The organism is Paenibacillus sp. J2L1-98, from assembly GCF_056269405.1.
Genome location: NZ_JBWDNW010000003.1, coordinates 66,147 through 93,081, shown reverse-complemented (window position 1 = coordinate 93,081; position 26,935 = coordinate 66,147). Strand labels below are relative to the sequence as shown.

24 protein-coding genes are annotated in these 26,935 nt (G+C 47.7%); 2 read left to right on the top strand and 22 right to left on the bottom strand.

Annotated features, from left to right (window positions below):
- Positions 1–33 precede the first annotated feature (33 nt).
- The 17 genes from AC0YNZ_RS08720 to AC0YNZ_RS08640 form a co-directional block, all read right to left on the bottom strand.
- Positions 34–738 (bottom strand): sugar phosphate isomerase/epimerase family protein, encoded by a 705-nt coding sequence (locus AC0YNZ_RS08720; RefSeq protein WP_475826241.1) that lies wholly within the window; start codon positions 736–738, stop codon positions 34–36.
- A gap of 104 nt (positions 739–842) precedes the next feature.
- Positions 843–2,486: a GMC oxidoreductase gene (locus AC0YNZ_RS08715; protein ID WP_475826240.1), complete on the bottom strand. Its 1,644-nt coding sequence runs from the start codon at positions 2,484–2,486 to the stop codon at positions 843–845.
- A gap of 302 nt (positions 2,487–2,788) precedes the next feature.
- Positions 2,789–4,366, bottom strand: coding sequence for a response regulator transcription factor (locus tag AC0YNZ_RS08710; RefSeq protein ID WP_475826239.1), 1,578 nt, complete (start codon positions 4,364–4,366; stop codon positions 2,789–2,791).
- Between the two features lie 28 nt (positions 4,367–4,394).
- The gene (locus AC0YNZ_RS08705; protein WP_475826238.1) at positions 4,395–6,134 is read right to left on the bottom strand and encodes a cache domain-containing sensor histidine kinase; all 1,740 of its coding nucleotides are present in this window, start codon (positions 6,132–6,134) and stop codon (positions 4,395–4,397) included.
- 73 nt (positions 6,135–6,207) lie between these two features.
- The gene (locus tag AC0YNZ_RS08700; RefSeq protein ID WP_475826237.1) at positions 6,208–7,044 is read right to left on the bottom strand and encodes a carbohydrate ABC transporter permease; all 837 of its coding nucleotides are present in this window, start codon (positions 7,042–7,044) and stop codon (positions 6,208–6,210) included.
- Positions 7,044–7,925, bottom strand: a complete 882-nt coding sequence (locus AC0YNZ_RS08695) for a carbohydrate ABC transporter permease (RefSeq protein WP_475826236.1) — start codon at positions 7,923–7,925, stop codon at positions 7,044–7,046. The genes AC0YNZ_RS08700 and AC0YNZ_RS08695 overlap by 1 nt, the downstream gene beginning before the upstream one ends.
- An 83-nt stretch (positions 7,926–8,008) precedes the next feature.
- Positions 8,009–9,373, bottom strand: a complete 1,365-nt coding sequence (locus AC0YNZ_RS08690; RefSeq protein WP_475826235.1) for an ABC transporter substrate-binding protein — start codon at positions 9,371–9,373, stop codon at positions 8,009–8,011.
- Positions 9,374–9,388: 15 nt separating this feature from the next.
- The gene (locus AC0YNZ_RS08685) at positions 9,389–10,849 is read right to left on the bottom strand and encodes a family 43 glycosylhydrolase (RefSeq protein WP_475826234.1); all 1,461 of its coding nucleotides are present in this window, start codon (positions 10,847–10,849) and stop codon (positions 9,389–9,391) included.
- A 207-nt stretch (positions 10,850–11,056) separates the two neighbouring features.
- Entirely contained in the window at positions 11,057–11,269 is a 213-nt protein-coding gene (locus AC0YNZ_RS08680; protein WP_475826233.1) for a hypothetical protein, read from the bottom strand.
- Positions 11,270–11,311: 42 nt separating this feature from the next.
- Entirely contained in the window at positions 11,312–12,139 is an 828-nt protein-coding gene (locus AC0YNZ_RS08675) for a hypothetical protein (protein ID WP_475826232.1), read from the bottom strand.
- Between the two features lie 139 nt (positions 12,140–12,278).
- Complete coding sequence (locus AC0YNZ_RS08670) at positions 12,279–13,220, bottom strand: sugar phosphate isomerase/epimerase family protein (RefSeq protein WP_475826231.1); 942 nt, start codon at positions 13,218–13,220, stop codon at positions 12,279–12,281.
- A gap of 21 nt (positions 13,221–13,241) precedes the next feature.
- Positions 13,242–14,012, bottom strand: coding sequence for a sugar phosphate isomerase/epimerase family protein (locus AC0YNZ_RS08665; RefSeq protein WP_475826230.1), 771 nt, complete (start codon positions 14,010–14,012; stop codon positions 13,242–13,244).
- 28 nt (positions 14,013–14,040) lie between these two features.
- Entirely contained in the window at positions 14,041–14,874 is an 834-nt protein-coding gene (locus AC0YNZ_RS08660) for a carbohydrate ABC transporter permease (RefSeq protein ID WP_475826229.1), read from the bottom strand.
- On the bottom strand, positions 14,874–15,785 hold the full coding sequence (locus AC0YNZ_RS08655) for a carbohydrate ABC transporter permease (protein WP_475826228.1): 912 nt from the start codon (positions 15,783–15,785) through the stop codon (positions 14,874–14,876). Before AC0YNZ_RS08655 ends, AC0YNZ_RS08660 begins: the two co-directional genes overlap by 1 nt.
- Before the next feature lie 25 nt (positions 15,786–15,810).
- Positions 15,811–17,169, bottom strand: coding sequence for an ABC transporter substrate-binding protein (locus tag AC0YNZ_RS08650; RefSeq protein WP_475826227.1), 1,359 nt, complete (start codon positions 17,167–17,169; stop codon positions 15,811–15,813).
- Between the two features lie 22 nt (positions 17,170–17,191).
- Positions 17,192–18,154, bottom strand: coding sequence for a 2-hydroxyacid dehydrogenase (locus AC0YNZ_RS08645; protein ID WP_475826226.1), 963 nt, complete (start codon positions 18,152–18,154; stop codon positions 17,192–17,194).
- 45 nt (positions 18,155–18,199) lie between these two features.
- A complete protein-coding gene (locus tag AC0YNZ_RS08640) occupies positions 18,200–19,012 on the bottom strand; it encodes a sugar phosphate isomerase/epimerase family protein (protein ID WP_475826225.1) in 813 nt (270 codons plus the stop codon).
- Between the two features lie 260 nt (positions 19,013–19,272).
- Here AC0YNZ_RS08640 and AC0YNZ_RS08635 point away from each other — a divergent pair, with 260 nt between their 5' ends.
- Both AC0YNZ_RS08635 and AC0YNZ_RS08630 read left to right on the top strand, forming a co-directional pair.
- Positions 19,273–19,995 carry a response regulator transcription factor gene (locus AC0YNZ_RS08635; RefSeq protein ID WP_475826224.1) on the top strand — a complete coding sequence of 241 codons (723 nt, stop codon included), beginning with the start codon at positions 19,273–19,275 and terminating at the stop codon, positions 19,993–19,995.
- A 3-nt stretch (positions 19,996–19,998) separates the two neighbouring features.
- Positions 19,999–21,789, top strand: a complete 1,791-nt coding sequence (locus AC0YNZ_RS08630; protein WP_475826223.1) for a cache domain-containing sensor histidine kinase — start codon at positions 19,999–20,001, stop codon at positions 21,787–21,789.
- Between the two features lie 150 nt (positions 21,790–21,939).
- Here AC0YNZ_RS08630 and AC0YNZ_RS08625 read toward each other — a convergent pair whose 3' ends face one another.
- The 5 genes from AC0YNZ_RS08625 to AC0YNZ_RS08605 all read right to left on the bottom strand — a co-directional run bounded on the left by AC0YNZ_RS08625 (position 21,940) and on the right by AC0YNZ_RS08605 (position 26,928).
- On the bottom strand, positions 21,940–23,124 hold the full coding sequence (locus AC0YNZ_RS08625; protein ID WP_475826222.1) for a transglutaminase domain-containing protein: 1,185 nt from the start codon (positions 23,122–23,124) through the stop codon (positions 21,940–21,942).
- 416 nt (positions 23,125–23,540) lie between these two features.
- Positions 23,541–24,353 (bottom strand): sugar phosphate isomerase/epimerase family protein, encoded by an 813-nt coding sequence (locus AC0YNZ_RS08620; protein WP_475826221.1) that lies wholly within the window; start codon positions 24,351–24,353, stop codon positions 23,541–23,543.
- The gene (locus tag AC0YNZ_RS08615) at positions 24,350–25,249 is read right to left on the bottom strand and encodes a sugar phosphate isomerase/epimerase family protein (RefSeq protein ID WP_475826220.1); all 900 of its coding nucleotides are present in this window, start codon (positions 25,247–25,249) and stop codon (positions 24,350–24,352) included. The genes AC0YNZ_RS08620 and AC0YNZ_RS08615 overlap by 4 nt, the downstream gene beginning before the upstream one ends.
- Positions 25,239–26,057 (bottom strand): alpha/beta fold hydrolase, encoded by an 819-nt coding sequence (locus tag AC0YNZ_RS08610; RefSeq protein WP_475826219.1) that lies wholly within the window; start codon positions 26,055–26,057, stop codon positions 25,239–25,241. Before AC0YNZ_RS08610 ends, AC0YNZ_RS08615 begins: the two co-directional genes overlap by 11 nt.
- Positions 26,044–26,928, bottom strand: a complete 885-nt coding sequence (locus AC0YNZ_RS08605; RefSeq protein ID WP_475826218.1) for a sugar phosphate isomerase/epimerase family protein — start codon at positions 26,926–26,928, stop codon at positions 26,044–26,046. Before AC0YNZ_RS08605 ends, AC0YNZ_RS08610 begins: the two co-directional genes overlap by 14 nt.
- Positions 26,929–26,935: the final 7 nt, after the last annotated feature.

Below are 26,935 nucleotides of genomic sequence, written 5' to 3'. Positions count from 1 at the left end.
CTCCTATACAAATGCCTGCATGATATTTAAGCATTAAGCCACCTTGATTGATTTCAAATAATCGAGGCTTTTTTTCACGCTTTCCAGCGGATTCGGACTGGTATCCCGCTCGACAAAATAATTTTTCACCCCAACTTCCTTGAGAATACGAAAAATAGGCGGCCATTTTATAATGCCGGCCCCCACATCCTCAAAACCGCCGCTTTTATCCATATCTTTGACATGAATAAGCGGACTGAGGTCTTTATACTTAAAAAGGGCTTCCAACGGATCTAATCCGCCCTTTTTCGCCCAGTAAAGATCCAGCTCCAGCTTCAATAAATCGGTGCCGACGCCTTCGAGCAGCCGGTCGATGATTCGCTTGCTTCCGACAAACTTATAATCGTGAGCATGAGGATGATAGAGAAGCTGAAGACCGTGGCACCTTATTTCTTTGCCGATTTTCTTTAAAGAGCTGATAACGTCCTGAATGGATGATTCATCTTTGAATCTTTCCTCAGGATAGCCTGTTATTATATAACGGACGCCTAGCATTTCAGCGTACTCAATTTGGTGCTGCAAGTCAGATTCAAGATCTTCCGGAATGACATAGGTGGAAACCGTTCGCAAACCGAGAAGGTCTAATGCTTTTATTATTTCATTCGCGGGAATGTCCTTATAGAGTAAGCTGACGAACTCCACGATCTTATAACCCATGTCCGCCACTTTCTGGAGCGTACCGAAAAAGTCGGTCAACATTTCATTACGTAAAGTGTAGAGCTGCACCCCAGGAGGAGTTTTGGGACATATCCCACATTTCTTTTCCGAATTTCAGAAATTTCAATGCTGCATCCCTCCCCCGTCTATTTAAGCTGTTCCGCAATATAATCCGCCGTGCGTATGGCCAAAGCAACGGTGGTAAGCGTCGGATTGGCGGTACCGCTGGTCGGAATGACACTGTTGTCTGCCACGTAAAGCCCCTGTACGCCGTGGATTTGGCCGTATTGGTTCGTTGCGGATGTCATAGGGTCAAATCCCATACGGCATGTGCCCATTTCGTGAATTTCCATTCCAGGGAGCTGCTGACAGATATCCGGCATCCCTTCCATGAATACACCCATTGCTGCTGCAGCCCGGCGTATCCCTTCGGCCATGTTCTGTATAATGTGTTCATCCTGTGCACTGTAAGAAAAATCGATCCGCAGCTCCGGTACGCCGTATGCATCCCGTTTAACCGGATCCAAGGTAACTTTGTTTTCATACCGGGATTCGACATCTCCGCTTGCGAAAAATCTGACCGGCAGTTGCTGAACCAAAGGCTCCACTTGATACTGCGACCAAGAATACTGTCCCCTGATTTGGATTTGGTAAGGCCGAGAAGCGGCACCCGGAACAAGAATATGGAGCGGCCCCAGAACCTCCGGGAATTCGCTGCGGTTCACGACTCCTTCAGCTATTACTCTGGAGTGACCGGCTAAATAATGGCCGATCGCCCTTCCTTTAATGTCTGAATTCAGCAGGATCTGCGCAGAGCCCAGCGAACTTGCCGATAGAACGACATGCTTTGCTTTAATCAAATGGGATTTTTTATCAGGTGTCATCACTTTGACGCCAATCGCCCTGTCCCTCTCCATAAGGACTTCCACGACCCGGGCGTTCACAGCCATATCGAAGGAGGCGTTCATCGCTTGTGCGAAAAGAACGAGCGAGCTAAAAAAAGGGTTGGAGCGAAGCACGCCGGTAAAGGAAGGTTGAAGGTTAATAGCCACCGGTTCATTAATCGCATCGGGAAATCCGTTTTTCTGAAGCCTTTTTAGAAGGATCTGGGTAAACGACGCCTCTTTGGTATAGTCCTGATTGACGCTCATCGCTTTTTCCGCAAGATCATAAAGAATGCTCATTTCTTTGATGGATACAGGCCACTCTGCAATGTAGCTATCGGGCATGCGGGGACTCGTGGCATCCCAGAATAATGTTCTCCCTCCCAAAGCATAAACTTGAGAGGATGGAAAGTGGGGGGCAGCGATTTCCGCTGCTTTGGAAAAGTAGGCTCCGAACCGGTCATTCATCGTCGCGATATTCCAAGCGTGGGTCGGCAGCAGGAGACCTCCTCTTTCGACGATTCCCACTCGTTTCCCGCTGCTTTTCAACTGCTCGATTAATCGCCAAAGGACAGCTCCTCCGCCTGCCCCGGTGCCTACAACGAGCACATCGTATTCGGTTTGCTCCATCTTCTCCAGCGTTGTAAGAGGAATCCATTCCTCTCCTTCTGTTCCGCCAACTGCTATAACGCCTGCAGGAATGACCGGAGGGTACGGACATATAGGTACTTGGCTTTGGTTTCGATCATGCACAGGAAGCTCGGAAAGATTAACATGCCTGCCTGCCAGATTCAAATCAGGATCTCTAATAGCAGGATTGAGGGAAAGCAACTGCTCTAATGGGAAGGAGATCTTTTGGGATATTTTTCGGAGGGTGTCTTCAACATCGGCAATGTAAATTTTCACAGGATTCACCCTTTCCTTGCATCCGTTACCTATGTTATTCTTACGCTCCATTCCTTACGCATATGAATCTAAACGATTTGTCCGGATATTAATAGCAGCATGCAAGAAAGGCTGTGAACCAAGGATAGTATATGTCGCTCGTGATGGTGATTCTCTTCGGATTATCGCCGACAAATATTGCACCCCCAAAAGGAAGAAAACTAGATTTTTCCTGTTTAGGGGTATTTTAAAATTCTTAACTTGATGGGCATGGGGTTAGTACCAGCGAAGTCTCACTACCCCCATACGCAGGAACAAATCCTTCACGACGAACGGTCGCCTTCGCTTTTTATCATATGGTCTTCTCTGTACTGGCCGGGACTTACGCCTACATGCTTCTTGAAAACTTGGCAGAAATACCGCTGGTTATCATACCCGACGTTCTGCGATATTTTGGAGATTTTGAAGCTGCTTTCCCTCAGCATCTGTTTCGCTTTCTGAATGCGCAGCAAAGTGATATATTCAAGAATCGTCTGTCCGGTCGATTTGGAATATAAGTTGCTTACATAGGAAGAGTTGAGATCGAATCGCTCCGCCAATTGATCGAGTTGGATATTTTCATGGTAATGGGATTCCAGATAAACTTTAATTTCTTGAACAACCTTTTCTTTCAGGGTGGTTTTTATTACGTTCAAATAAAATTGCACACCCTGCGCCAAATCCTGGCACTGTTTCTGCAAAGACGCCCAATCCGGCGCTTCCAGTATACCGTCAATCATCCGTGTGCGGTCTCCGATCACGCTCTCGATCTTGATTCCGTAGTCCTGCTCAATCAGATCGAGCAACCGGTTCGCCCATTGGATGCCGGCCTTCTTCAGGGTAACGGGAGCGATCAATCGCCCCGTTCCCCATTCAATCCAACGTTCAAGCATCTCTTCGAACTCTTTCTGTTCGTAACGGACGAAGGATTGTATTTGATCAGACCAATCGGAGATCAATCTCTCGGAAATGCGGGTGATCTCCGGCCAGCTGTTCCCGTCCATTACCGGAACGCCGAAGAACAAACCCATTTGACATGCCTTGTCGGCTGCCAAAAAAGAAATGTACGCATGTATTATTTCGGTTACAACCGGACCGATTCCAAATGACAATGAAATATCGTCCGATAAGCTGTCATTCGAAAATGTTGCGGCTGCAGCCATCAGAATTTCCGTTAATGGCACGTATTCCTCTAGGGCCGCCATGCATAATAAAATGACTTTCTGCTGCTCGTAGAGCAGCTCCACCACGATTCCGCGATTCGCCAAAAAGCTCAGGAGAGCATCCGTAACGCCATTGTTCTTCATCTGTTCGAGCCAAAGCGTCGCCGAGCTTCCGATTACGATGGCCGTAAACTGGTTATATCGTTCGTATGGCGTCTGATCGAACGATGGACGTTTTCCATGGACGATTAGGTCCGTAAACACCGCCCAATCTAATGCTTTTGCAGTCCGAAGCTCAGGCCGATTCCCCGTTTGCTCCGCTTTACGCTCCAGACGCTCGATCGCCCTCAAGACGGTCTTGGCTACTTCCTCGAGCTCTGCCGGCTTGATCAGATAATCCACCGCCTCCAGCTCAATAGCTTCTTTGGCGTATTCAAATTCAGAATATCCGCTCACGATGATGCATTCCGTTTTGCGGCCTTTCTCCTTCAGGGCACGGATCAACTCGAGCCCGTTCAGGCCGGGCATCCTAATATCTGTCATGACAATGTCCGGATCCGACTGAAGAATCTGTTCCAACGCTTGTTTGCCGTTGTTTGCCGTCCCTACGATCCGTACCCCGGATGCGTTCCAATCGATCATGGCCGACAACGCTTCCACCACGAGCTGTTCGTCATCCACTATAAAAAGTTTATACATGATGTGTTCCCGCCTTTATAGCCCGACCTCAATCCATTATGCCGATCTCAAGGGTAACTTTGGTTCCGGCGCCCGGAACGCTGTCTATGCGGATCCCGCGGTTTTGGCCGTAATGCAATTGGATCCTTTCCTGTATGTTCCTTAAGGCATATCCTCTCGGCTGCAAAACAGCAGGATCAAAACCCACTCCGTCGTCCTCGACTTCGAATACAAGCGTTTCCCCTTCTCTTCGGCCCCTTATGGCAATGTTCCCATTATCCTCTTTCAATTCGATTCCGTGAAAAATCGCATTTTCCACCAACGGCTGAATAAGGAGCTTCAGCATGCGGAAATGCTCGATTCCCGGTTCGAGGTCGAATGTCACCTCGAATTTTCCGTAATAGCGGATGTTTTGAATCTCCAAATAATTTTTCACTTGGTCGATTTCATTGCGGACTGTCGTAATGTAGTCCCCATTGTTCAAGCTTAGTTTGAAAATATTGGAAAGAGACATGACCATTTTGGAAATGTTTTTGGCACCGATTCGTTCCGCCATCAGATAGATGGAATTCAGCGTATTATATAGGAAATGAGGATTGATTTGACTCTGCAGCGCATGCAGCTCCGCTTCCTTCTCCTTAAGCTTCGCTTCGATCAGTTTGTCCGACAATTCGGTGTTGGTGCGGAAGGTCCGCAAAAATTGATTGCCGATTTTTCCAATCTCGTCTTCCTCCTCAAAGAGGATTCCTTCGATTATATCCCGTTTGGCCGCTTTTCGGGCGACGGAAGAGAGCAAGGTCAATTGCTTGGTGATCCGCTTCGAGATCAAATACGAACCATAGGCAGCAAGCAGAAAAGCCACCAGCGTCAATGAGAACGTAACATTACGAATCAAGACGATTTCCGAATTGATGTTCGAATAGGGGATCATGCTGACCACTTTCCACCGGGTCCCCGGATTCGTATCGAAGGTGACGACATATCGTTCTCCGTTAATCATTTCGATGCGGGTGCCTCGATCAGGCAAATCATAGAGCAAGTTCAACTCCTTTTGAGGAATCTGTTTCAACCCGGCGGTGCGGGAATTATAATAGATGACTTTGTTTTGCTCCAGGATCATCAAATTCCCGTTTTCCGCATTGGTAATATTTTTAAACATTTCATCGAAGACCCGTCTATCGATGGAAATGATCAACATGCCGATCGGTTCGAGCGTATCGAGGTTATTTAATCGTTTGCCGTACAGCAGCAAGTTCGGACTGTTCTTGACGAGCCGGACTTCGTCACTGTTCAGCCACAATCCCTGGCCTCCCATGCCGTCAACTTGCTGATACCATTTCGACTGGGAGACAGCCCGGTAGATATTGTCGTAAGTTAATCTGTCCCATTGATTCGTAATGATCAGTTCCCTTTGCTCGCTGCCTACGTAAACGTAACGTATATACGATTTGTTGTTGGAAATATTAACGATCAGACTGCGAGTGGCATTCTGAAGGTCATAGATTTCTTTGAAATCATCCTTGTTATAGGAAAGGAAGGCCTGAACGTCTCGGGAAGACAGCATCAGTTTCGAAATCGTTTCAACGTCATTCACGAAAGTTTGGATATTCCAATTGATTGAGCCAAGCAAATTGGAGGTGGTATCGGACACCTTGTTCTCGACCGCTTTGCTCAAATAGACAAAGGTTAAGGAGGCGATAAGGACAAGCGGCAGAAAGGAACAGGCGATGGACAAGATGATAATCTTGCTTCGGATGCTGATCGAAAGGAACGGCCGGTTTATTTTCATGAAACCCCTCTGGCTGAGTAGAGTATAATGCCTAATGCTTTCAGTATACCTTCAGCTAAAGGTATATGCGAGATCAACCTTTAGTCGCTCCTGCGGTCATGCCGGAAATAACGCTCTTGTTAAAAATGAAGTAAACAATCATGGTCGGGATTGTCGTAATGCTGATTGCGGCAAAGGTCGCTCCCCAATCCGTCAAACCGTACTGGCCGATATAATCCATTAAGCCAACCGGAATGGTTCGTGATTTCATGTCGTGAATAAACGTATTTGCGAAGATAAACTCATTCCAGATGAAAATCAGATTCATGATTACAACCGTGACGATCGTATTGCGGGATAGAGGGAAAATCATCCGCCAGAAAACCTGGTAAACACCGCAGCCGTCCATGACGGCAGCCTCCATAATCTCGTTCGAGATGTATTTGTAGAAGCTCACGAAAAGATAGATCGAGATCGGCAGAGCAAAACCTACTTGGGGCAAAATGAGGGAAGTGAGCGTATTAATAATTCCCGTTTCGTTATAAAGAATGAAAAGCGGTATGAGCACGACCTGAATCGGAATCATGATGCCGCACAGGAATAAGAACAACACGCTTTGGCTCCATTTAAAACGCATCTTCTCAATAACGAAAGCGGCCATGGCGCTGAACAGGATCACCAGCAAGATGGTCGTCACGGCGACGATGAGACTATTGGAAAAATAAGTGCCCAAATTCCCTTTGTTCCAAACGCTGATATAATTTTCGAATGTGAATCGGCTGGGCAGGCTAAGTGGGTTATTGCCGGAAAAATCGGTAGGCGCCTTAAAACTGGAGATGAATACCCATACAAGCGGATAAACTTGAATGACAAGCAGAGCAAAGGAAATAATTACAAGAATCGCCTTGGAATAGCCGGAAAATTTCATCATCAGGTCTCCTTACTGTCCATCATCCGTCTGATAAAAGCGACTGCAATGAGGCTTTCAATGACAATAAATACGGCCATCGCGCTGCCATAGCCGAAGTTCAGACTGGAGAAAGCGGTTTTGTACATATAAGTCGGTAACAATTCCGTCACGCGGCCCGGTCCCCCGTTTGTCATGAGATACGGGATGTCGAACCCTTTTAAAGCCCCCGTAGTAGCCATAATAATAGAAACCATCAGTACCGGCTTGATCAGCGGCATTTTGATCGAACAAAACAGGCCCCAGGAAGAAGCTCCGTCAATTCTGGCAGCTTCCTCGATATCGGAAGGAATGGAAATGAGCGCAGTATACAAGATGATCATATAAAGACCGATAAAACGCCAACCTTCGGGTACTGATACGGCGGTCAGAGCCCAGTCCAAGTCGGAAAGCCAAGGCTTGCTCCAGTCTCCGAGACCGATCTGCTGCAGAACATAGTTCAATATTCCGACCGGCTCGAACGAGTATACGTTTTGGAACAACTGTGCTATGGCTACCGAAGTGATAATAGCGGGAGCGAAATACAACGTTTTAAACAATTCTCTGCCTTTGGTGATGCTGGTCAGCAAGATGGCAACCAACAAACCGAGAAACACTTGCATGGCTACAATAACGAAAACATAGATCAGGTTGTTGCTGAATGCCTTCCAGAACGTCTTGTCTCCGCCGAACATCTTGGCATAATTGTCAAAGCCGATGTAGACCATATCGGAAACCCCGTCCCAGGAAAAGAAGCTGAAATACATCGACCAAAGGATGGGCGCTAGTACGGTGAACAAATACACGAGCAATGCCGGCAACAGGAAGACGAGAACGGCTTTGTGATTGCGTAGGATTTTATCCATACCCTTGATCATACCCCATTCTACTATTGTTTTACTTACATAGCTGGCCAACCGAATTTCGGTTGGCCGGCTGTTCAGCGTCGTTATTTGAAATATTTCGGCGCATTTTCTTTAATAGCTCGATCCATTAATTCCGCAAAATCATCCGGAGTGTGGGCTCCTAGAGCCAACGCATTCAACTCGTTGCCGAGCAGCTCATTCGTGGCCGGGTCGAGGCGCGTATCCCACGGCACCGCGAAGACGCTTCCGGATTTCGCGATTTCGTCTTGGATTTTATAGAAAAGTTCCGGCATCCCTTGCGCTTGATCAAGCGAATAATTGAAAGGCGAGAATTGGCCTTTTTTCGTATAAGCTTGCGGATATTTTTCCAGGAGGAATTTCACGAATTCCTTCATCGTATCATCAAAGGTCTTTTGGTTGAACGCAACGCCGATTCCCGAGTTGATGAAATAATCGTTTTCAGCCGTCTTGGCGCCTTCCGTCATGGGAAGCCGGAAAAATCCGATGTTGTCCTTCATTTCCGCGCTTACTTTATCATTTACGAAATTCATAGTTTCCCACGAACCCATGTAATAGATGCCGGTTTTGCCGGCCAGGAACAAGTCGCGCGCCGCGGTGTAATCCGTTGCAGAGAACCCTTGTTGGAAGTACCCTTTGGTGCCCAGTTCGTGAACGAATTGGATACCTGCCATGCCAGCCGGTTCCTTGAAGGATGCCTTGCCTTGCTTTACGTTCTCGATAAAATCATTTCCGGTCATGCGGAAAGGTTTGTAAGCCAGGTACCGGAGTACCGGCCATTTGTCCTTGCCGTCGACGGCAATCGGCGTAATCCCGTTCTGCTTCAGTGTCTCGGAAACTTTAATGAACTCATCGAACGTCTTCGGCGGTTCAAGGCCGAGATCCTTAAACATCTTGATGTTGTACCAGAAAACCTCGATCCCGTATTCGAGCGGGATAGCATACATGGTACCGTCTGCGAACTGTTGATATTGCAAAGCAATCGGACGGAATTCCTCGTATTTCCCAAGGTCTTGCAGCACTTTTTTCATGTCCACCAGCTTGCCATCCTGCACCAGCTTGGAAGCGTAGGCATCGGGATCGGTATCAAACATAGCGGGCATCTCGTTGCTCGCGATCAATGTCCGCAGCTTCTGCAAATATGACGGGCGATCGCCAGTGCCTTCCAGAACCAGTTCGAATTCCGGATGCGTTTTGGAAAACTCGTCGGCAATCTCCTTTACGGTAACGGCCGGAGGGCTGTCTACGCCGCGGGCGACGAACCATTTGTACGTTTTCTTGTCCACCTTCTGTCCCTCTTCTGCCGGAGCTGCCGATCCGGCTTCTGCAGCGTCGTTATTTTTGTTGTTACCGCCTCCGCATGCGCTCGCCAATGCCATCAGGGCAACAAGCGTTAACGCGAGAGCCAACCATTTGACGTAACTTTTCATTTATAAGACCTCCTGTTAGTTGGGAACCGAAATGGATGCCTGTTCGAATTGCACTCGGCCTTCCTGAACAAAGCAACCCCAGTTGCCGGTTTTCAAATTATACAAGCGTGTAGTCATAGCGACTTGGTCGGCCAAGTATACGACGCAAACGGAATTCTCCACAACGATCTTGATATCATAGACCTTACCGGCTTGTAATTCGACCGGTACTTCCAACTCTACCGCATGGGGAAGGTCTCCGTCGATGTGCCACTGCGCCTCACCCTTCACCCGGCGGGGCCACATGTCGAATACGAGGCGGTTATGAATCGGTTCAAGGCGAATGTAATAGGCTTCGCCCTGATCCTCGCTTGCGCGAAGCATGATGCCGCAGCTTCTGGTCCCTTCGGTGAAGGACAGCCGGGCCGAAATCTTGCAAGTTTCAGGCATGGAGCCGGCTGCTATGCAAGAGAATGTTTCGTCAGCCGCCGTAGTTATGCGTCCCTCTGACTCCTCCCAATCCCCGAACCGCGAACCCCACTCGGCAGCCTGCTTTTTTGCAAAATGATGGGAAACGGTCTCCGGTATGCGAACCGTTAACGTTCCATCCGGCTCTTGAACGACTTCGTGTACGACCAAATTTCCGGCCCATTGCCAATCTCCGTAATCGTCCTCGTTTTCCTTACTGGGATCCCAGCCGAAAGCGTACCGCTTGTTTCCGTCACTCCATGTTTTTGCGGCATAGAACGCTCTGGCGTCAAAAGCGTCGTTTCTCGGCGCCGTCCAAGGTCCGCTCAAAGATTTGCTCATGCGGTAATGGGTGACGAACCGGTCCGAGAACGTGGAGTAAACCAGATACCACCATTCCCCGATCCGGAACAAGTCCGGGCATTCGTGCGTCACGTACATTTTCGGATCCCAGAAAGGTTTGCGGATTTCCCATTTCTTAAGATCCTTGGAAGCGCATAATCCGATGCTGCCCCGGCGCCGGGACGGACCTTCTTTGTTCCTTGCGGCAAGAAGCATCCAGTACTCTCCCGCCTCTTCGTTCCAGAACACGAAGGGATCGCGCCAGTCATGTCTTTCGTATTGAATCCCGTCTGAATAGAAGGTATCTTCGGGAATTTTCCGCCACGATTCCATATCCGTGCTCACTGCATGCATGACGCATTGGAGCGGCTCGCCGTCCTCCACGAATTCCGGGTGCGGATTGAGGCCGGTGTAGAATATATGGTATACGCCTTCAGCTTCAATGATGGAGCCGGTATAACAGTTCATGTCTTGCTCGTTCGCGCTTCCCTGCTTCAGCATTTCGCCTTTTTCTTCGTAGTGCACGAAATCGCTTGTGCGGAGCTCGAACCAAGAGGTTCCTTCTCCGTGAATTTTCTTGTTCTCCCTCCAATCATGAAGATAGAACAAACGGAATGTACCGTCTTTGTAAAAGGGGATGAGGTCTCCCACCCAAGCCCCATCCGGCTTATAAAATAAGTTCGACAATGTATGCGACCCCTTTCTTTTATCATAACTTGATTATAAAAGAGAAAGAAAACGCTTTAAATTCCAAATTCTTTGTCATATGTTCAATATTTTTAGCTTTCTACTCGAACATAAAAAAGACTGCTCCAAATATTGGACACAGTCTCAGCATTAAGCGGGCGAAAAAAGTCAAATGATAAAAAAAGGAATCACGATCATTGCATTTTATTATAAATCGATACCCATGATCTGGACATTATCAAATGAAACTTCGCCTTCATTAACAAAAACGCCCCACCTGCCCATTTTTAAATTATAAAGTCTTGCGCTCATGGCAATCTTATCGTCCACACACACCACACACAGGGTATCATCCACAAATACTTTCATTTCATACGCCGTTTGTGGTCTAAACTCCATGGGTCTTTCCAGTTCTATCATAATAAGGACGATCACCGGCCACTTGCCACTGCATCTCTCCCTTTACCCGTCGCGGCCACATATCGAAGACGAGACGATTGTAATCGGGCTCGAGTCGAATATAATAAGCGTTTTCAAAATCGTCGCTGGCTCTAAGCGTGATCCCGGAACCTTCACACTTAATGTTACGTCTGCCTCCTGAATGATTTCGTGCACTACAAGATTGCCCGCCCATTGCCATTCATTGTAATCATTCTCAAGCACCTTGCTTGGATTCCAACCAAACGCATAGCGAAGCCAGCCATCCGACCAGGTTTTGGCGGCATAAAAGGCTCGTCCGTCAAAAGCGTCATTCTTTGGTGCGATCCAGGGTCCTTGTAACGTTTTGCTCATTCGATAGCGCGTAACGGATCTCTCCGAAAATTCGGAATAAACCAAATACCACCAGTCACCAATTTTGAATAAATCCGGACATTCGTGTGTGATATATAAACCCGGTGCCCAGAAAGGATCACGGATTTCCCAACGCGATAAATCTTTGGAAGCACACAATGCGATACAGCCTCTTCTCCGCGAAGGACCAGTTTTCAATCTCGCGGCAAGGAGCATCCAATATTCACTAGCTTCCTCGTTCCAAAATACAAAAGGATCACGCCAATCGTTGCGTTCATACATGTAGCCATCGGCATAAAACGTATCCTTAGGGATTATAGTCCATTTTTGCAAATCTTCACTAACTGCGTGCATGACGGCCTGCAGCGCTTCGCCATTCTCAACAAACGGCGGATGAGGGTTTTGTCCCGTGTAATACAAATGATACTTGCCGTCCGCTTGAATTACGCTCCCTGTATAGCAATATCGGCCTGTGCGAAAGCCTCCATTTTGTTGCATCCGTTACCTATGTTATTCTTACGCTCCATTCCTTACGCATATGAATCTAGACGATTTGTCCGGACTGAAAAAAACCGCTCCGCTTCCGTCAACGGAAGCGAGCGGCGATTTAATTCGTCTGCCCTGCGGATCGATACTATTAACTTTCTATCAATCTTGCTTCTCTCTCTCTAAAGTAGGACACCGTTTTTCGCACCAAAGCATCGAGCAGCTCTTTGTCCGGTCTGCCGTACATGGCTGGATAAGGATCTCCTCCCGGACCTAGAGGTTCAGGTGTAACAAAGCGTCCTTCTTGATTAAATCCGATTAAATAAAGCGCCATGATAATCGTATCCAAATCCATATGCCCTTCCCCTAATGCACCGCGGTTGCTGTCTGCCAAATGCAGATTGATCAATTGGTCCCCTGCCTGCATAATCGCTTCGCCGATATGGGTTTCTTCTACCTGCATATGATAAATGTCCCCGTTGATATGCCCGATGCCGGGATGGTTGACGTCTTTAATATAGGCCTTTGCTGCGGTAACGGTGTGAACAAGGGAGGTTTCGGCCGACCGGATCGGCTCGATTGCCGCTTTAATGTTCCAATTGTAAAATTCGTCTGCCACCGTTTGCAGCGTTTCGATGCTTCTCTCCCATTCCATGTCGTCATATTTCTGAGCCCTGCCCACAGCTCCCGGTACGACTAATAAATAATGGCCTTTTACAGCGGCTGTAAACTCGGTTTCCCGGCGGATGTAATCGATCGCTGCTTGGCGGTGACGGGCAATGTTGCTGGAAAGATCGTTTTCCTTCGAAAACATACCGCAAACACCTGACACTTCAATGCCCCAGTCCTGCAGCACCTGCTTTACTTCATTCGGCCGGTATCCTAAATCCGGACCATAATGATTCCCATGCAGCTCAATGTACTTCACGCCATATTGATTTAACCGTTTGGCGGTGTCATCCAAGGCTTCAACGCCGAATCCCCAGTTGCTCCAAGACAGGTTCAATTTATTCACGAGGCGCTCCGGGTAGTTTTGTTTTAATTCCCGGAACATCCTTCGAATTTTCTCGCTCTTAAGTTCGTAGTTTTGCATGAATGCTCCCTCGCTTTCCCGTTATGCTAGCTCCAGCAGCTGTATATACTTAGTCGTCAATTGCTCTAAATCCTCGCCTATAATAGGGAACTCGATAACCCGGGGGATGCGTTTGGAAAAGTAAGGAAGGACGTCCCGCCACTCTGCATGTTCATCAGCAGATAACGGTGCGGCAGCTTTTAGGCCATTCCGATTCTCTGACCATTTAAAATGCACATAGACGACGTATTCGGCAAGTATTTCGGCAGCGTTGCAAATATCCTCTCCGGTCCAAAGCCAATTGCCCACATCAAACGTCATGCTGACCGGAATTCGCTCTTCTTCGCAGTCATCGAAGAAGCCGCGTAATATTTGCGGATTGCCTCCGTGGTTGCTTTGATCGTTCTCAACCGTTAATTGAATGGGAAGGCCCAAATAGCCGGCCTTCTCCAGACAGCCCCTAAGGGCGTTTAAATCCGATCTTCCCGGCACGTATGTTCCAAGGGTCGTTTTCACAAATGCTGCATCCAGCTGCTTTCCTTCGACTAATGTTTGGTAGAGCTGCTCCTCGTTTAAATCGCCTTCTGGCGACCATATTTCTACGGAAGCGGATATCGCACAGCGCAAACCGTTATCCTCCAATACTTCTCTAAGCTCATCAAGAGGCGGCTCCTCTTCAAGAAATAACTCCCGGCGGACTTCGAATCCGGTTGCCCCGGAGCGTGCCGCTATCTCAGCGAAATAAGCTTGCCCATGCTGCTGTACTAACTCGGCACCGTACACCGATGCTGCTATAAAAATAGACGGTTTCATGCTTCTTCTCCCCTTAAATAATCGTCTGTTAACCTTTAATTCCTGTTGTCGCAATGCCTTCGACAAAATAACGCTGTGCTAGGAAGAAAATGATCAAGCACGGGACAATGGACAGAACCGACATGGCCATCACCTGGTCCCAGTTTGAAATGGACGACGTATCGAGCGACATCCGGAGACCCAAGGAAATCGGGTATTTTTTGACGCTGTTAATATAAATTAATGAGTTGAAGAAATCATTCCATGTCCAGATAAACTGGAATACCGCAGCGGAGACGAGCGCCGGTTTGCTGAGCGGCAGCAATATATGGGTTAGAATTTTAAACGAATTGCAGCCGTCCACGACCGCCGATTCATCCAAATCGCGCGGCAGGCCGCGGAAAAACTGAATCATCATAAAGATAAAAAACGGATAAGTCGCAAACACGGATGGAATGATAAACGTCCAATAGGTATCTAACCAGCCTAAGTTGCGAAATAACAGATAGCTCGGAATAATGATAACGGCATTCGGAAGCATAAGCGTTGCAATCATCAAGGAAAAAAACAGGTTTTTCGTCGGAAACCGGAAACGGGCGAAGCCGTAGGCCACGATAACACTGGATAAGACAGTTGCGATCACGGTCGGAACAACCATCAGGAACGAATTGGTAAAAAAGGTGCTGAACCCAAACTGCCCTGTGCCCTTCCACCCGTTAATATAAGAAGTGATTACGAAGCGGGAAGGTATTAAATTTACGCTCGAGAATATTTCGGGCAGCGGTTTAAACGACGCACTAATCAACCAAATGATCGGATAAATTAATATAATGCCGAAGATCGTTAGAAAGCTGAACCTGCCCATACGAATCAGAGATGTCATTAGAATTTTCCTCCATCCTCGTAATGAGTCCAATATTTCTGGGATTTAAACGCTATGATCGTAAACAGCATAATAGATAGGAACAAGATCCAGGAGAGCGCTGACGCATAACCCATTTTGGAAAATTGGAACGCATCTTGATACAGCTTTAAGCCGAACAAATAAGTGCTGTTAAGCGGCCCCCCGTTCGTAATCAGAAAGGCTGCGGTGAATTCCTGAAACGCATTGACGGTCTGCATAATAAGATTGAAAAATATGATCGGCGTAAGCATCGGAAAAGTAATGCTGAAAAACATGCGAAGCTTCGATGCCCCGTCAATCGTTCCCGCTTCGTACAAATCTTTCGGTATTTGCTTTAAACCGGCCAGGAACAGCACCATCGATGAACCGAACTGCCAGATGGCAAGCAGGCTGATGGACATCAAAGCTAATGAAGGAATTCCGAACCAGTCGATTGCCGGCAGCCCTAAGCCGGTAATAAAATGATTGACCACTCCGTCCTTCGTGAACATCGAACGCCACAGTATGGCGATCGCTACGCTTCCGCCCAGAATGGACGGAAGGTAGTATAGCGTACGGAAAACCGAAATGAATTTCATTTTCACATTCAAAATAACGGCTATCAGCAGCGCAAATGCCAGCTTGCCGGGTACGGCGAACAGCACATAAAGAAAGGTTGCCTTGAGCGCCGGGAAAAACAATGGATCCTGCGTAAACATATACACATAATTGCTCAGCCCGATAAATTTTTCAGCCCTCAATAAACTGAAGTCGGTAAAGGAATAATAAAACGAAGCGAGAAACGGATACATCTTAAAGATCAATAGTCCGATGATGAAAGGGGACACATACAGCAAGCCTATCCATTGCCTGTTATCTGAGTTTCTAAAAACGCTCCCTAGTTTGTTCATAGTTTTTCCACCTTAGACCATTCTTTTATTTTGTAGATGCCACGATTTCTTTCAGTTTAGCCTCATAACGTTCGATCATTTCCGCTGCGGCAGCTTCAGGAGTCAGCTTTCCAAAGGCCACTCTCTCGATCACTTCATTGGAAATTTTCATCAATTCCAGATTGTTATTTATAAAGCTTGGAGCGGCCGCTTGATTGGCTATAGCCGTCTCTAAGGAGGTTGCAACGACCTGATCAAGCTTGTCGTTTTCGAGCAGCAGCTTCTGCGAAGACGGTTTGACCGGAATCGACCGCTCCACGCCAAGCGTCAGAATCGCATCTTTATCCGCAAATAACCAATTTAAAAATTTAGAAGCCTCATCAACATGCTTGGAATTTTTGTTAATGCCGATCAGCTGCGAAGGTCTGGTATTTATGCCGGAAGATTTGGCATTTTCCTTGACCGGAAACCGTGTTGTCGTAATATCAAAGCCTGCTGCTGTTCCGCGAAGCTTAGGGATATCCGCGACATTCGCAATTGTCATGGCCGTCTCGCCGTTAATCCACTTCGGATTTTGCTCGGTTTTAGAGTTAAACAACGCGCTCTCGCCGAGCGGCTGCAGTACGCCAGTGTCGAATAACGATTTAAGGAAGGTGAAGGTCTCGGTCATCGACTGTTGATCAAAGCCCAGCGTATTGTCTGCATTAACTAAATACTTTCCTGTAAGCTGGCTGTGATACGAAGGAACTATTTTTTCAGAAAGCGTCGGCAAATCCGCGTTGATCAAAAACATCTTCGGATTTTTTTGATGCAGCTTCTGTCCTTCCGCAATCATTTGTTCCCAGGTCCAGTTATCGTGCATCGGAATGCCTTCGCGCTCCATGAAGCTTTTGTTCACAATCGTCGTCAGCGCGTTCATTCCCGTTGGTACGCCTTGAAGCTGATCGTTAATGATCGCCCAATCGCGTAAAAACTGTTCATCGAATTCGGTTAGATCGATCGTATCTTTCAGCGTGTACATATCGACAAACAAGTCGGCTTGTCTGACCAGATCGTTTATCCATAAATAGTCCAGCTGGATTAGATCGGGAGCCGTTCCGCCGGAGAGCTGTGTCTGAAGCTTTTGATAGTACCCGTCGAACGTCCCGTATTCCGCTTCAATGGTCACATTCGGGTTTTGCTTCATGTACAAATCAATCGCGGCTAACGTTGCTTTATGTCTGGACTCTCCGCCCCACCAGGAGAAGCGCAGCGTTACCTTTTCTTTCTGGCCCGCAGTTTCCTTACCCTCCGAGCCGTTTTTGCCGGTATTCGAATTCGAGCCGGAACAAGCCGACAGCGTAAGTAGAAGGGTAAGCAGTGTGATCAAGCTTAATGTCGTGAGCCTGCTAAATTTTTTCAACATGTTATTCATCCCCCTATTTTTTTTAGATGTAATTAACAGAGTAGTTTACACAAGCCGGCAGAGGCTTCTTAGCGAGTCCTGCTAATAAGTTGTCCACTGCCAACATTGCCATACTATTGCGGGTCTCATACGTGGCACTGCCGATATGCGGCGTTACTAATATATTGGGCAATGCAAGCAGCGGATGGTCGCCCGGCAAAGGCTCCGGATCGGTGACATCTAAAGCCGCATACGCGATTTGGTTCTGTTTCAAAGCGTCGTACAGCGCCTCTGTCTGTACTACCGGCCCTCGTGAAGCGTTTACAAAATAAGCCGTCTTTTTCATCCGGTCGAACTGCTCCTTTCCGAACATTCCTCTGCTATGATCGGATAACGGTACGAGTACGACAATGCAGTCCGCCTCTTCCAGCAGCCCTTCAAAGGAAACGTATTTTGCTCCGAGCTGACCGTCATCCTGCTTTCGCGTACGATTATGGTAGATGATTTGCATGCCGCTCGCCTTCGCTCTCTTTGCCACCGCGGTTCCAATATCGCCCATACCATAAATGCCTAATGTTTTACCATAAAGATCGGTGCCCATCACTTCACGCCATTGGCCTGCTCTTACAAGGTCCCAACCTTCGTGAATGCGGCGCATTGCCGATAATAAAATGCCAAAAGTAAGATCTGCTGTCGCCTCAACCAGCACGCCCGGCGTATTGCCGAACGGAATCCCTGTCTTTGTGCATGCAGCTACATCAATATTGTCGTAGCCCACCCCTGATTGCGCAATAACCCGAAGCTTCGGAGCAGCGCTAAGCAGCTCCTCGTCCACCTTAATGCTGTGACCGACACTGAGCAAGCCTTCCGCATCTTCGAGCCATTCCAGCAGCAGTTCCCTTGGGATCGGGCCGGGGCCTTCCCACTGCCTCACATCGCAATGTTCTTGGAGCTTCGCATAGGGGATCGGCCAGGTTTGTCCTGTTAACACCACTTTAGGTTTCATGAACAAACTCCTTTCATCAATAATCATCTATTTCCAACATGTTTGTTACGCTATTGGCATTAATTGTTCTTTAACGTAGCGGGCGTTTTCCATCATGGCGCCATCGGGGTCGACTACCGCTTTCTCGGACTCTTCTTCTACCATAATCCATCCCTTATAATCGGTATTTCGCAGATGTCTGACAATACGGGGGAAATCGATCACCCCTTCGCCCATCGCCTTCCACACATAGTCGGCAGATGCATCTTTAAAGTGTACATGCTTGATAAGCGGTCTATATGTTTCAAAAATTCGTGCCACATCCATGCCGCCGCTGGCGATATGTCCTGCGTCAGGGGTATACCCGATCACATTCGTATCTAACCCGTCAAACATAATCTTATAATCCTCTTCGTTTCTGAAAACCGAGCCTGGCGGAGAGTTGGGATGAAACGCTGTGACTACGCCATGATCTGCTGCTCTTCGTGCAATTGCATTGACGCATTCCAGAACGTTACGCTGCCTCGTTTGCAATTCATCACGATTAGTACCCGGCATTTGGACTACATTAAGTAATGCATTTGGAAACTGCTTCAGATACGAAATAAAATGGTCGGCTGTGCTTTGTTCCTCGTCTGTTTCCCCCTTATGAAGCCAGTGCAAGGAAAGCGTCAGAGCCGCGAGCTCCAGATTTCGTTTTTGCAATTCCTCCTTGAGAAGCGCCGGATGATTATAAAATCTGCCCAGCATCGCTACCTGCGTATCCAGCCCCTTAAAACCGCCGTCTGCAATGACGTCCAATATATGAGGCAAATGATCAGACTGCGTTTCGTAAGACAGCTGCCATGTATAGCCGTGACACCCAAACTTTATCCCCATTGTTCTTGACCCCCTTATCTTTTTTTGGGTTAAACCGTTGCCGCTGACTAAATAATAGCGCTTACATTTCTAAAAAAACAGGCATTCGATTTGTTATTCCGTACCTCTAGTTATGTATTTTCTAACCCTATTCCCGCAAAAGGTATCATTACTTGTTATATATTAGCTTAACTTAACATTTCACGAGTTGAACTGATTTTTAGCTTCACGATACTGGTATACTATAATCAACATAAAAGTTAAACAACTGGGGGGCCTTTATGTACAAGCTTCTGATCGTCGACGATGAAAGAGAGACCCGAACCGGATTACGGAACTATTTCCCTTGGCAAGAGATCGGATTTGAAATTGTAGGCGAAGCGGAAAACGGGGCAGACGCGCTTACCATTATTGAAATAGAACGGGTGGATGTCGTGCTTAGCGATATTAAAATGCCTGTAATGGACGGTTTGGAGCTTGCCCATGAAATTCACCGTAAGCGCTTACCTGTTAAAATTGTATTTTTGAGCGCTCACAGGGAATTCGAGTATGCGCAAAAGGCAATTATATACGGTGTGAAAAACTACATCATTAAACCTACAAAATACGACGAGCTGGTTGAAACGTTTATAAAGCTGAAGGAAGAGTTAAATCAAGCGGCCGCGACGGAAGCTGTCGAATCCGCATTAACAGAGCACAAAGTAATAGCGGCGGTCCGCCAATACGTAGACAAGCATCTTTCTAAAGCCAGTCTAGAGGGGGCTGCCGAGCATGTCTATATGACGCCCCAATATCTCAGTAAATTTTTTAAAGATAAGACGGGGCAAAATTTCTCTGATCTGCTGCTCGATAAGCGAATGGGCAAAGCAAAAGAACTGCTTGAAGACTTTCAGTACAAAATTTATCAAGTGAGCGAGCTCGTCGGCTATGCCAATTCCAAAAACTTCACCCGGGCGTTCGGCAAATACTACGGAAAGTCGCCGCGTGAGGTTAGAAACGAGTAGCCTATGAAAACCATTCATACTTTTTTTATCAAAAATTTTGTAGGCGTCATTCTGCCGATGTTTATCCCGATCCTGGTACTCGGCGTATTGTCCAATCTTATTATCGAGAACTATATCAAAGATGCTATTATAGCCAATAACGAAAGCTTGCTTCGGCAGGCCAAAGATAATGTCGAGTTGATTTTTAACGAGCTGGATGCGATCTCCTTGTATTTTATTACGAATCCGACGATCAATCAGAATATGAATCGCGTCTTGAGAGCGCCGGTGCTGCAGTCGGGCGATATCACGCTGTTCGATACGGTTCGCGACTTCATCGATGCTCCGGCAAATGCCAGACCCTATATTGATTCCATTTATATGTATATCCCAAATGACTATGGCCGTTATTACAACAGCAACAACGGGATTGACTACTTGCGCACATCCCATGATGTTTCCTGGCACCGGAGCATTACGATGCATGAGCACGAAATGATGTGGGCCGAGTCCCGCACCGTTAAGGCGTATTCATTCGAGCCATCAAAGAAAGTTATAACGCTATACCGCAAACTAACCCAAGCGCAAAATTCCGGCGTGCTCATCCTTAACATTTCCACTGATTATATTGAAAAGCAGCTCGAGCATCTGAAGGTGCTTCCCGAGCAGCAAATTTTCATTATGGATCAAAATCATCAATTAATGACCAGCCAAGCCCAGTTGGCTGATTTCACAAGCCGTGAGTTTGAAGACATCGCTTTAAACAAGGAATCCGTATTTACGATTCAATCTACTAACGGGCCAAGTCTCGTTTCGAAACTAAAATCAGATAAATACGGTTGGAGCTTCGTTACGGTCACTTCACAGAAAAGCTTATACAGAGTACCCAATTTCTTGAAGAAATTGACGTTTTTTCTGCTTATCGCCTGTTTTATTGCGGGTACGCTGCTCACCTATTTACTCACTAGAAATAATTACCGAAATGTCAAATCCATTCTGAACATCATCCACTCAGCCAAATATGGCACCGAGCTGTCGGCGGTCGAGGAAAAGCCTCATAATGTCTACAATTACATCATTCAAAACGTATTGCGGACGTTCGTGGAGCATAACTATTTGACCGTCCAGCTTTCGGAACGCAAATACCGGCATGAGGTGCTAGAGCTTAAAGCGCTGCAAGCTCAAATCAATCCTCATTTTCTGTTCAATACGCTCCAAACGATTTATTGGAAAGTAATTGGCCTCACCGGGAAACCCAATGAGGCTAACGTCATGCTGGAGCATTTATCCGACATACTTAAATATGCGCTCGATGTGCCCATGCAGCTTATCCGCCTCGAAGAAGAGCTGCAATATACCCGCAGCTATATCGAAATACTCAAATACAGATATTCGGACAAGTTCAAAGTGATTTGGGATTTAGAGGAGAACCTTCTGGATTATCGGGTGAACAAGCTCATTTTGCAGCCGTTGGTTGAGAATGCGCTGTATCATGGCATTAAAAACAAAAACGAGCAAGGGTTGATCAAAATTAAAATCCGAGCAAAAGGAAACCATCTGCTGGTAGCGGTAATAGACAATGGAATAGGGATTGCACCCGACCGTTTGAAGCAAATCAGGGATCGATTACAGTACTCGCCGGTCAATGTCGATGAAGATTCACCCCATATCGGCCTTTACAACACGTACAAAAGAATCAAAATACAATTCGGCGCCGCTTCTCAGTTCATTATCAAATCCAAAGCGCGCTTTGGAACAAAAATAGAGATTACAATTCCGCTCATCGACCAGGAAACAGTCGGCCCCTTTCTCTAAATAATCATTCACCGAACAAAAACACCGCACCGCCCGAATTAATCCGTTGGCACAAATCTTAAAAACAAAAAATGGCTGTCTCTCAGGTTTTTAGACCTTGTGAGACAGCCCCTTTTGGGTATGATCGTTTTGCTTTATTCGAATTGCCGCCTACCGCCCATATTCAAGCTGTATACGAACAAGCAGCGAATCATCGCCGGCATACGGCTCGTAGCTTGCCCGGTATCCGACTGCTAAATTCACACTCTGAAAGGCAGCCTTCAAGGCAGCGGGAAATTGATCGCCTTGCTCATATCTGAAAGCTAAGCTTGCCGTGCGGGAATCAAGCGCCGATTGAATCATTTGATTAAGCTGCTCCGCGCTCGACACCGTATACTCCGGCTCCAGCCAGTGCAGGCCCAGCGCCATCTTCAACTTGCTGAAACGACTGCGCTCTGTCGTCCGGCCCTGCTGCTCCAGCTCCCGGATCGTATCGGCATAGGATACGGTTGCAGCAGGATATGTTTTTGTCCATTGATGATCTGCACGCAGCTCTTCATCCGTCTTCAAGTAATAATTGTATCTAATCGTATTCTCGCCCGATTTGGCAGTTTTCGCTGACGGGTCCTTGCCTGCAGCCGTTATCCCTACCGGATCATCCCAAGTTAGATCAAGATGATACCATATGCCGTCCAGCTGCACCATATTCCAAGCATGCTCGCCTGTGTTCACGGTGCCCTCGGCAATTAATACCGTAATGCCCGCTTCCTTCAGCATTTTGTAGCCAAGCAGCGCATAGCCCTGGCAGACTGCCTCGCCTAAAGTTACCGCTTCATATGCGGTGTAGTGCGACAATGACTGGTCATATTCGATACGGTTAACGATCCAATCGTGAATCGCTTTTACTTTCTCGTGATCGTTCATCCCCGGTTCAATGATCGTTTGGAGCGCCTTCGCTGCTTCCCGGTCTACGACGGCTGTTTGCGCAAGCGTCTCGCGGTATCTGGCTTCCAGGGCGATCGTCGATTTATTTCCCCAGCTTCGTATCGTATAGATGTAGGATTCAAGGATGTAAGCCGAATAGTCATCATGCCTAAGGGCAGCGTGAATAATATCCTTGAGCTTATCCGAAAGCTCCTGCTTGTCCCCCGTGTACGTAACCGAAAAACGCTCAGACCGGGCTTGAAACTGTTTAGCGATTTCTAGTTCCAGCCGCTCAAGCTTATTCGTCTCATCCATGGCGACGGCCTCCTCCGACTCGGCTGCGGCAGGAAATAGGTCCAGTTTTAAGTCAAGATAGAACGCGGCTGCGATGACGACTACCACCACTAACAGCTTGGAAGCTACTCTTTGCATGCGTACCTCCTATACGGGTTGCGAAGCGAACAGCCCCGGGATCCGCAGCTCTTCTTCACAAGTCTATTTGTTTCTTGCTGCATTCTTGAATAGTATCATAATCGAACAGCTGTCCATAGACCGGTTAAAAAATGCAGCATTAGTATTCACCGGAAAACTCAGGCGTTATCCAATATATATTCTAGAGGATACACCTCTATAACTATGGAGTCCATTTCAAATTATTCCCAAAATTCCTATGCGGTATAATAACTGCTGCAGCAATTGACTAGCTGTAATTCATAGTTTATCCGGTGACCGTTGTTACGGGTAAAAGGATATGAAAGAACCGTTAGGCAGCATGCTCCCTAACGGTCCGATTTTTCCATGAAACATCTATGAAAATTGAGCGAAGAAAACAATCCAATCCCTTCAGATCAGATTGTCGTTCCTAACTGGCTTACATACTTCCCGTTGTCCCTTGTCGCTTCATCAGGATGAATTTCCGCGAAAGAAGATTCCTCTTCCACCATAATCCACCCCTGATAATCCGATGCTTTTAGCATAGATACAATATCAGGGTGCGGGATGGTACCCTGCCCCATCGTCTTCCAGTCTCCGGATATTTTATCATAATCTTTGAAATGAACATGCCTGATTCGGGACAGCTGCTCGCGGAATACCTTTAACGGGTCCATGCCTCCCCTGGCGATATGGCCGGAATCCGGACAATAGCCGAGGTATCTGTCATCGATTCCCGCGAATAATACCCGGTAATCCTCTTCCGTTCGAAACACCGAGCCTGATGGCGAGTTCGGATGGTAAGCGGCGGTAATCCCGGCTTCAAAGGCGCGTTTGCTTACCGCATTCGCGCAAGAAATGGCCGTTTGTTGTCTGAAGGCGAGATCCTTCCGGTCTTCGCCCGGCAGCTGTACCAGGATAAGCTTAGCCTCGGGAAAATGCTGCAAATACCGGATCAGCCTGTCAGCGTTCTCCCGTTCTTCAGCCGTTTCCTCCATACCGAGCCATGGCTCCGCCAAAGTTAATGCCGCCAGTTGAAGTTTACGTTTAAGTAAAGCTTTTGACAGCTTTTCAGAATCATCGTAGTAGTCTCCCAGCATACACACTTCCGCCTCCACGCCGCGGAAGCCTGCTTGCTGAACCACATCCAGAATAGCAGTTAAACGGTCTTTGTAACGTTCGTAGTTCATTTGCCAAGTATAGGTTTGACACCCGAAGGATATCTTCATTGCATGCTCTCCTTCACTGCATTTCGAATGAAACCGACGGCTTGCTTACCCCACGCCTCAACTTCGCTATTAAAGCAGAAATCTACGCACCACCATTCCATTGGAAGGAAAATATCATTCGTCTCTTTCAAAAAACTCGTGAAATCGATTTTTCCCGCGCCAAACTCCGCATGGGTGCTCGTTTCTTCATCATGCAGCGTTCCGTCCGAATCGATCAGATGGAAATGTCCGATATGGCCTTCAAGCAGCCTGGCATATTCGGCAATTCCTCCCTGCAGCAGTTCCTTCTGACCCGCTTGTCTGGCGCCGGCTGCACCGCTCATATAAGCATGGCTTGTATCGAAAAGCACCTGGAAGGCCGGATGATTGACCTCTTTCACGGCGCGAGCAACCTCGCTTGGCTTATTCAACCAGAAGCCCGGCTCGAATTCCCAGACGATTCGTACGCCAGCATCTGCCGCAAGCTCTGCGGAAGCATGCCAAGTGTCGATTAATCGCGCGAACCGGCTGGCATAGGTTTCTTCGCTGACAGGAACCGGCGATGTAACCGTATCCACTCTTAATATCTTTGTACCAAGGTCCACGGTAAAATCAAGATAATTTTTCAATAATTCCAGGTACGATTCTTTGTCCGCTGCGGCCGGAGGCGCATGACGGAAGTCCGGAGCATACGCGGAAACGCCGAGACCATGCGAATGGATCTCGCCCAGCAGCTCCTTACGTTTGGAGACTGTATCGTATACATCAGGGACGGGATGCGGCAGAAAACCATTTACCTCGACCCCTGAATATCCGGCTTCCCTGGCATAGCTTAACACCCGGGAGAAAGACCATGGCTCGTGCTCAAATGGACCAAACGCAAATGCCCATGAGCCAATCGATAGTTTAGGTTGCATATTCAGCCTCCTCCTGCCTTAACATGAAATCCAATGTCAATTGATTGAACTTGTCCAACTGGTCCCAATGATGCGTATGGCCGCTGCCTTCGAACACAACAAGCTCCGCATGGGAAATCTCACTTGCGATCATTCTCGAAAAGCGAAGCGGCGTAAACCTATCAAGCTCCCCTACCGTAACAAGCGCAGGAACGGCAATCGCGCCTAAGCGTCCTGCCGTATCATGCGTTATGCATGCGTCGCATTGAGCTTGGAAGGCATAGGGCGGCATAGGATGCTTATTTGCTTCTGCTGCCTGCTGCCTGGACAATAAATCGTCCAACCTGTTCTCATGATATTCAGGCGTGAAAATAATGAGCTGAAGCAGCTTCTGAAAGTCGCTTGCGTTCATTGCCTCATATGCGCTGCTCAACGTTTCGAACGTTCTGCGTGCAAATACATCGACTTTGGACCATGGACAATTTAACGTTAACGAGATGATTCGCTCCGGCGACAGCAGCGCAATCTGCTGCGCAATTGCGCTTCCCATCGATATCCCCGATACATGAGCCCGCTTTATCCGCAGCGCATCCATGACGGTAATGGTATCTTTGGCCATCTCGACCGAGGTATAGGCTCCCTTTGGCTTGCCGGATTGACCCGCTCCCCGGTTATCTACCATGATGCAGCGAAAGCGCGATTCGTACGCCTGCACATGCTGCTCCCATGCGCTGCCATCAGCGCCAAGCCCCATAAGCAGAACCAAGGGAATACCTGTCCCCCGCTCTGTGTAATAAATCTGAACGCCGTCGCGATCAACAGTCGGCATGGCGGTTCGCCCTCCGTTCTTTAGCCTTTGACAACTGCTCCCGGATATAAACGATTCCTTCCGCAGCAGCAGCATCCGTATGCGACGCATATGACCGCCAGAGATGCAGCCTTGATATTAATCCAGGCACAGCCTGACTGAAAGCTTCGATCGTCAGCCATCCGTCATAACCTATATCCACCAGCAGGTCAAAAATTTCCGAAGAAACGGCATGGCCTGTTCCGGGCACCCCCCGATGATTCTCGGAAATATGCACATGAAAGATATGCGGAGCTGCCTGTCGCCACGCCTCAATGACATTTCCTTCTTCAATGTTGCTGTGATGGGTGTCCGCCAGCAAGCCCACATTCGGAAGTCCGACCTCCTTTACAAACTGCAAGCCGGCTTCCATCGTATTGACCATATACATTTCAAAACGGTTTAAAGGTTCAAGGGCTATTCGTATGCCAAGCGAACCCGCATACTCCCCGACCTCCCTGATCGTCTCTACCGCATACTTCCATTCATCCGCTTGCGGTGCTTGCCCGCTGAATCCGCCCAGTCCTTGAAACAGCGGTCCGCAGAGCAGCTCAGCCCCCAAAATATGCGTATGATCCAATGCGCTTTTCAGGATATCGACAGCTTTCATGCGCAAGGCCGTATCCCGGCTTGCCGGATCGGCCGTCTTCGCATCAAGCGCCGCGATTGTTGTTCGGCCCAAACCATATTCGTCAAGTAAAGCGCGGAACCCGGCGGCATCCTCACGATTCATGGCGTCAGCTGCCAATTCAACGCCATCAAAGCCCCAATCCTTGATTTGTCTCAGTAGCGGCGCATGGACATCCGGTTTAGCCTGATCTGTCCACAACAGCAAATTCATTCCGATTTTCATTGCTCAC

Coding starts and splice junctions, on each gene's coding strand:
- AC0YNZ_RS08680 (WP_475826233.1), bottom strand. CDS start 11,269: ATGATAGAACTGGAAAGACCCATGGAGTTTAGACCACAAACGGCGTAT.
- AC0YNZ_RS08655 (WP_475826228.1), bottom strand. CDS start 15,785: ATGAACAAACTAGGGAGCGTTTTTAGAAACTCAGATAACAGGCAATGG.
- AC0YNZ_RS08645 (WP_475826226.1), bottom strand. CDS start 18,154: ATGAAACCTAAAGTGGTGTTAACAGGACAAACCTGGCCGATCCCCTAT.
- AC0YNZ_RS08695 (WP_475826236.1), bottom strand. CDS start 7,925: ATGGATAAAATCCTACGCAATCACAAAGCCGTTCTCGTCTTCCTGTTG.
- AC0YNZ_RS08630 (WP_475826223.1), top strand. CDS start 19,999: ATGAAAACCATTCATACTTTTTTTATCAAAAATTTTGTAGGCGTCATT.
- AC0YNZ_RS08635 (WP_475826224.1), top strand. CDS start 19,273: ATGTACAAGCTTCTGATCGTCGACGATGAAAGAGAGACCCGAACCGGA.
- AC0YNZ_RS08675 (WP_475826232.1), bottom strand. CDS start 12,139: ATGCAACAAAATGGAGGCTTTCGCACAGGCCGATATTGCTATACAGGG.
- AC0YNZ_RS08625 (WP_475826222.1), bottom strand. CDS start 23,124: ATGCAAAGAGTAGCTTCCAAGCTGTTAGTGGTGGTAGTCGTCATCGCA.
- AC0YNZ_RS08705 (WP_475826238.1), bottom strand. CDS start 6,134: ATGAAAATAAACCGGCCGTTCCTTTCGATCAGCATCCGAAGCAAGATT.
- AC0YNZ_RS08660 (WP_475826229.1), bottom strand. CDS start 14,874: ATGACATCTCTGATTCGTATGGGCAGGTTCAGCTTTCTAACGATCTTC.
- AC0YNZ_RS08615 (WP_475826220.1), bottom strand. CDS start 25,249: ATGCAACCTAAACTATCGATTGGCTCATGGGCATTTGCGTTTGGTCCA.
- AC0YNZ_RS08710 (WP_475826239.1), bottom strand. CDS start 4,366: ATGTATAAACTTTTTATAGTGGATGACGAACAGCTCGTGGTGGAAGCG.
- AC0YNZ_RS08700 (WP_475826237.1), bottom strand. CDS start 7,044: ATGATGAAATTTTCCGGCTATTCCAAGGCGATTCTTGTAATTATTTCC.
- AC0YNZ_RS08665 (WP_475826230.1), bottom strand. CDS start 14,012: ATGAAACCGTCTATTTTTATAGCAGCATCGGTGTACGGTGCCGAGTTA.
- AC0YNZ_RS08620 (WP_475826221.1), bottom strand. CDS start 24,353: ATGAAGATATCCTTCGGGTGTCAAACCTATACTTGGCAAATGAACTAC.
- AC0YNZ_RS08720 (WP_475826241.1), bottom strand. CDS start 738: ATGTTGACCGACTTTTTCGGTACGCTCCAGAAAGTGGCGGACATGGGT.
- AC0YNZ_RS08670 (WP_475826231.1), bottom strand. CDS start 13,220: ATGCAAAACTACGAACTTAAGAGCGAGAAAATTCGAAGGATGTTCCGG.
- AC0YNZ_RS08610 (WP_475826219.1), bottom strand. CDS start 26,057: ATGCCGACTGTTGATCGCGACGGCGTTCAGATTTATTACACAGAGCGG.
- AC0YNZ_RS08690 (WP_475826235.1), bottom strand. CDS start 9,373: ATGAAAAGTTACGTCAAATGGTTGGCTCTCGCGTTAACGCTTGTTGCC.
- AC0YNZ_RS08640 (WP_475826225.1), bottom strand. CDS start 19,012: ATGGGGATAAAGTTTGGGTGTCACGGCTATACATGGCAGCTGTCTTAC.
- AC0YNZ_RS08605 (WP_475826218.1), bottom strand. CDS start 26,928: ATGAAAATCGGAATGAATTTGCTGTTGTGGACAGATCAGGCTAAACCG.
- AC0YNZ_RS08650 (WP_475826227.1), bottom strand. CDS start 17,169: ATGTTGAAAAAATTTAGCAGGCTCACGACATTAAGCTTGATCACACTG.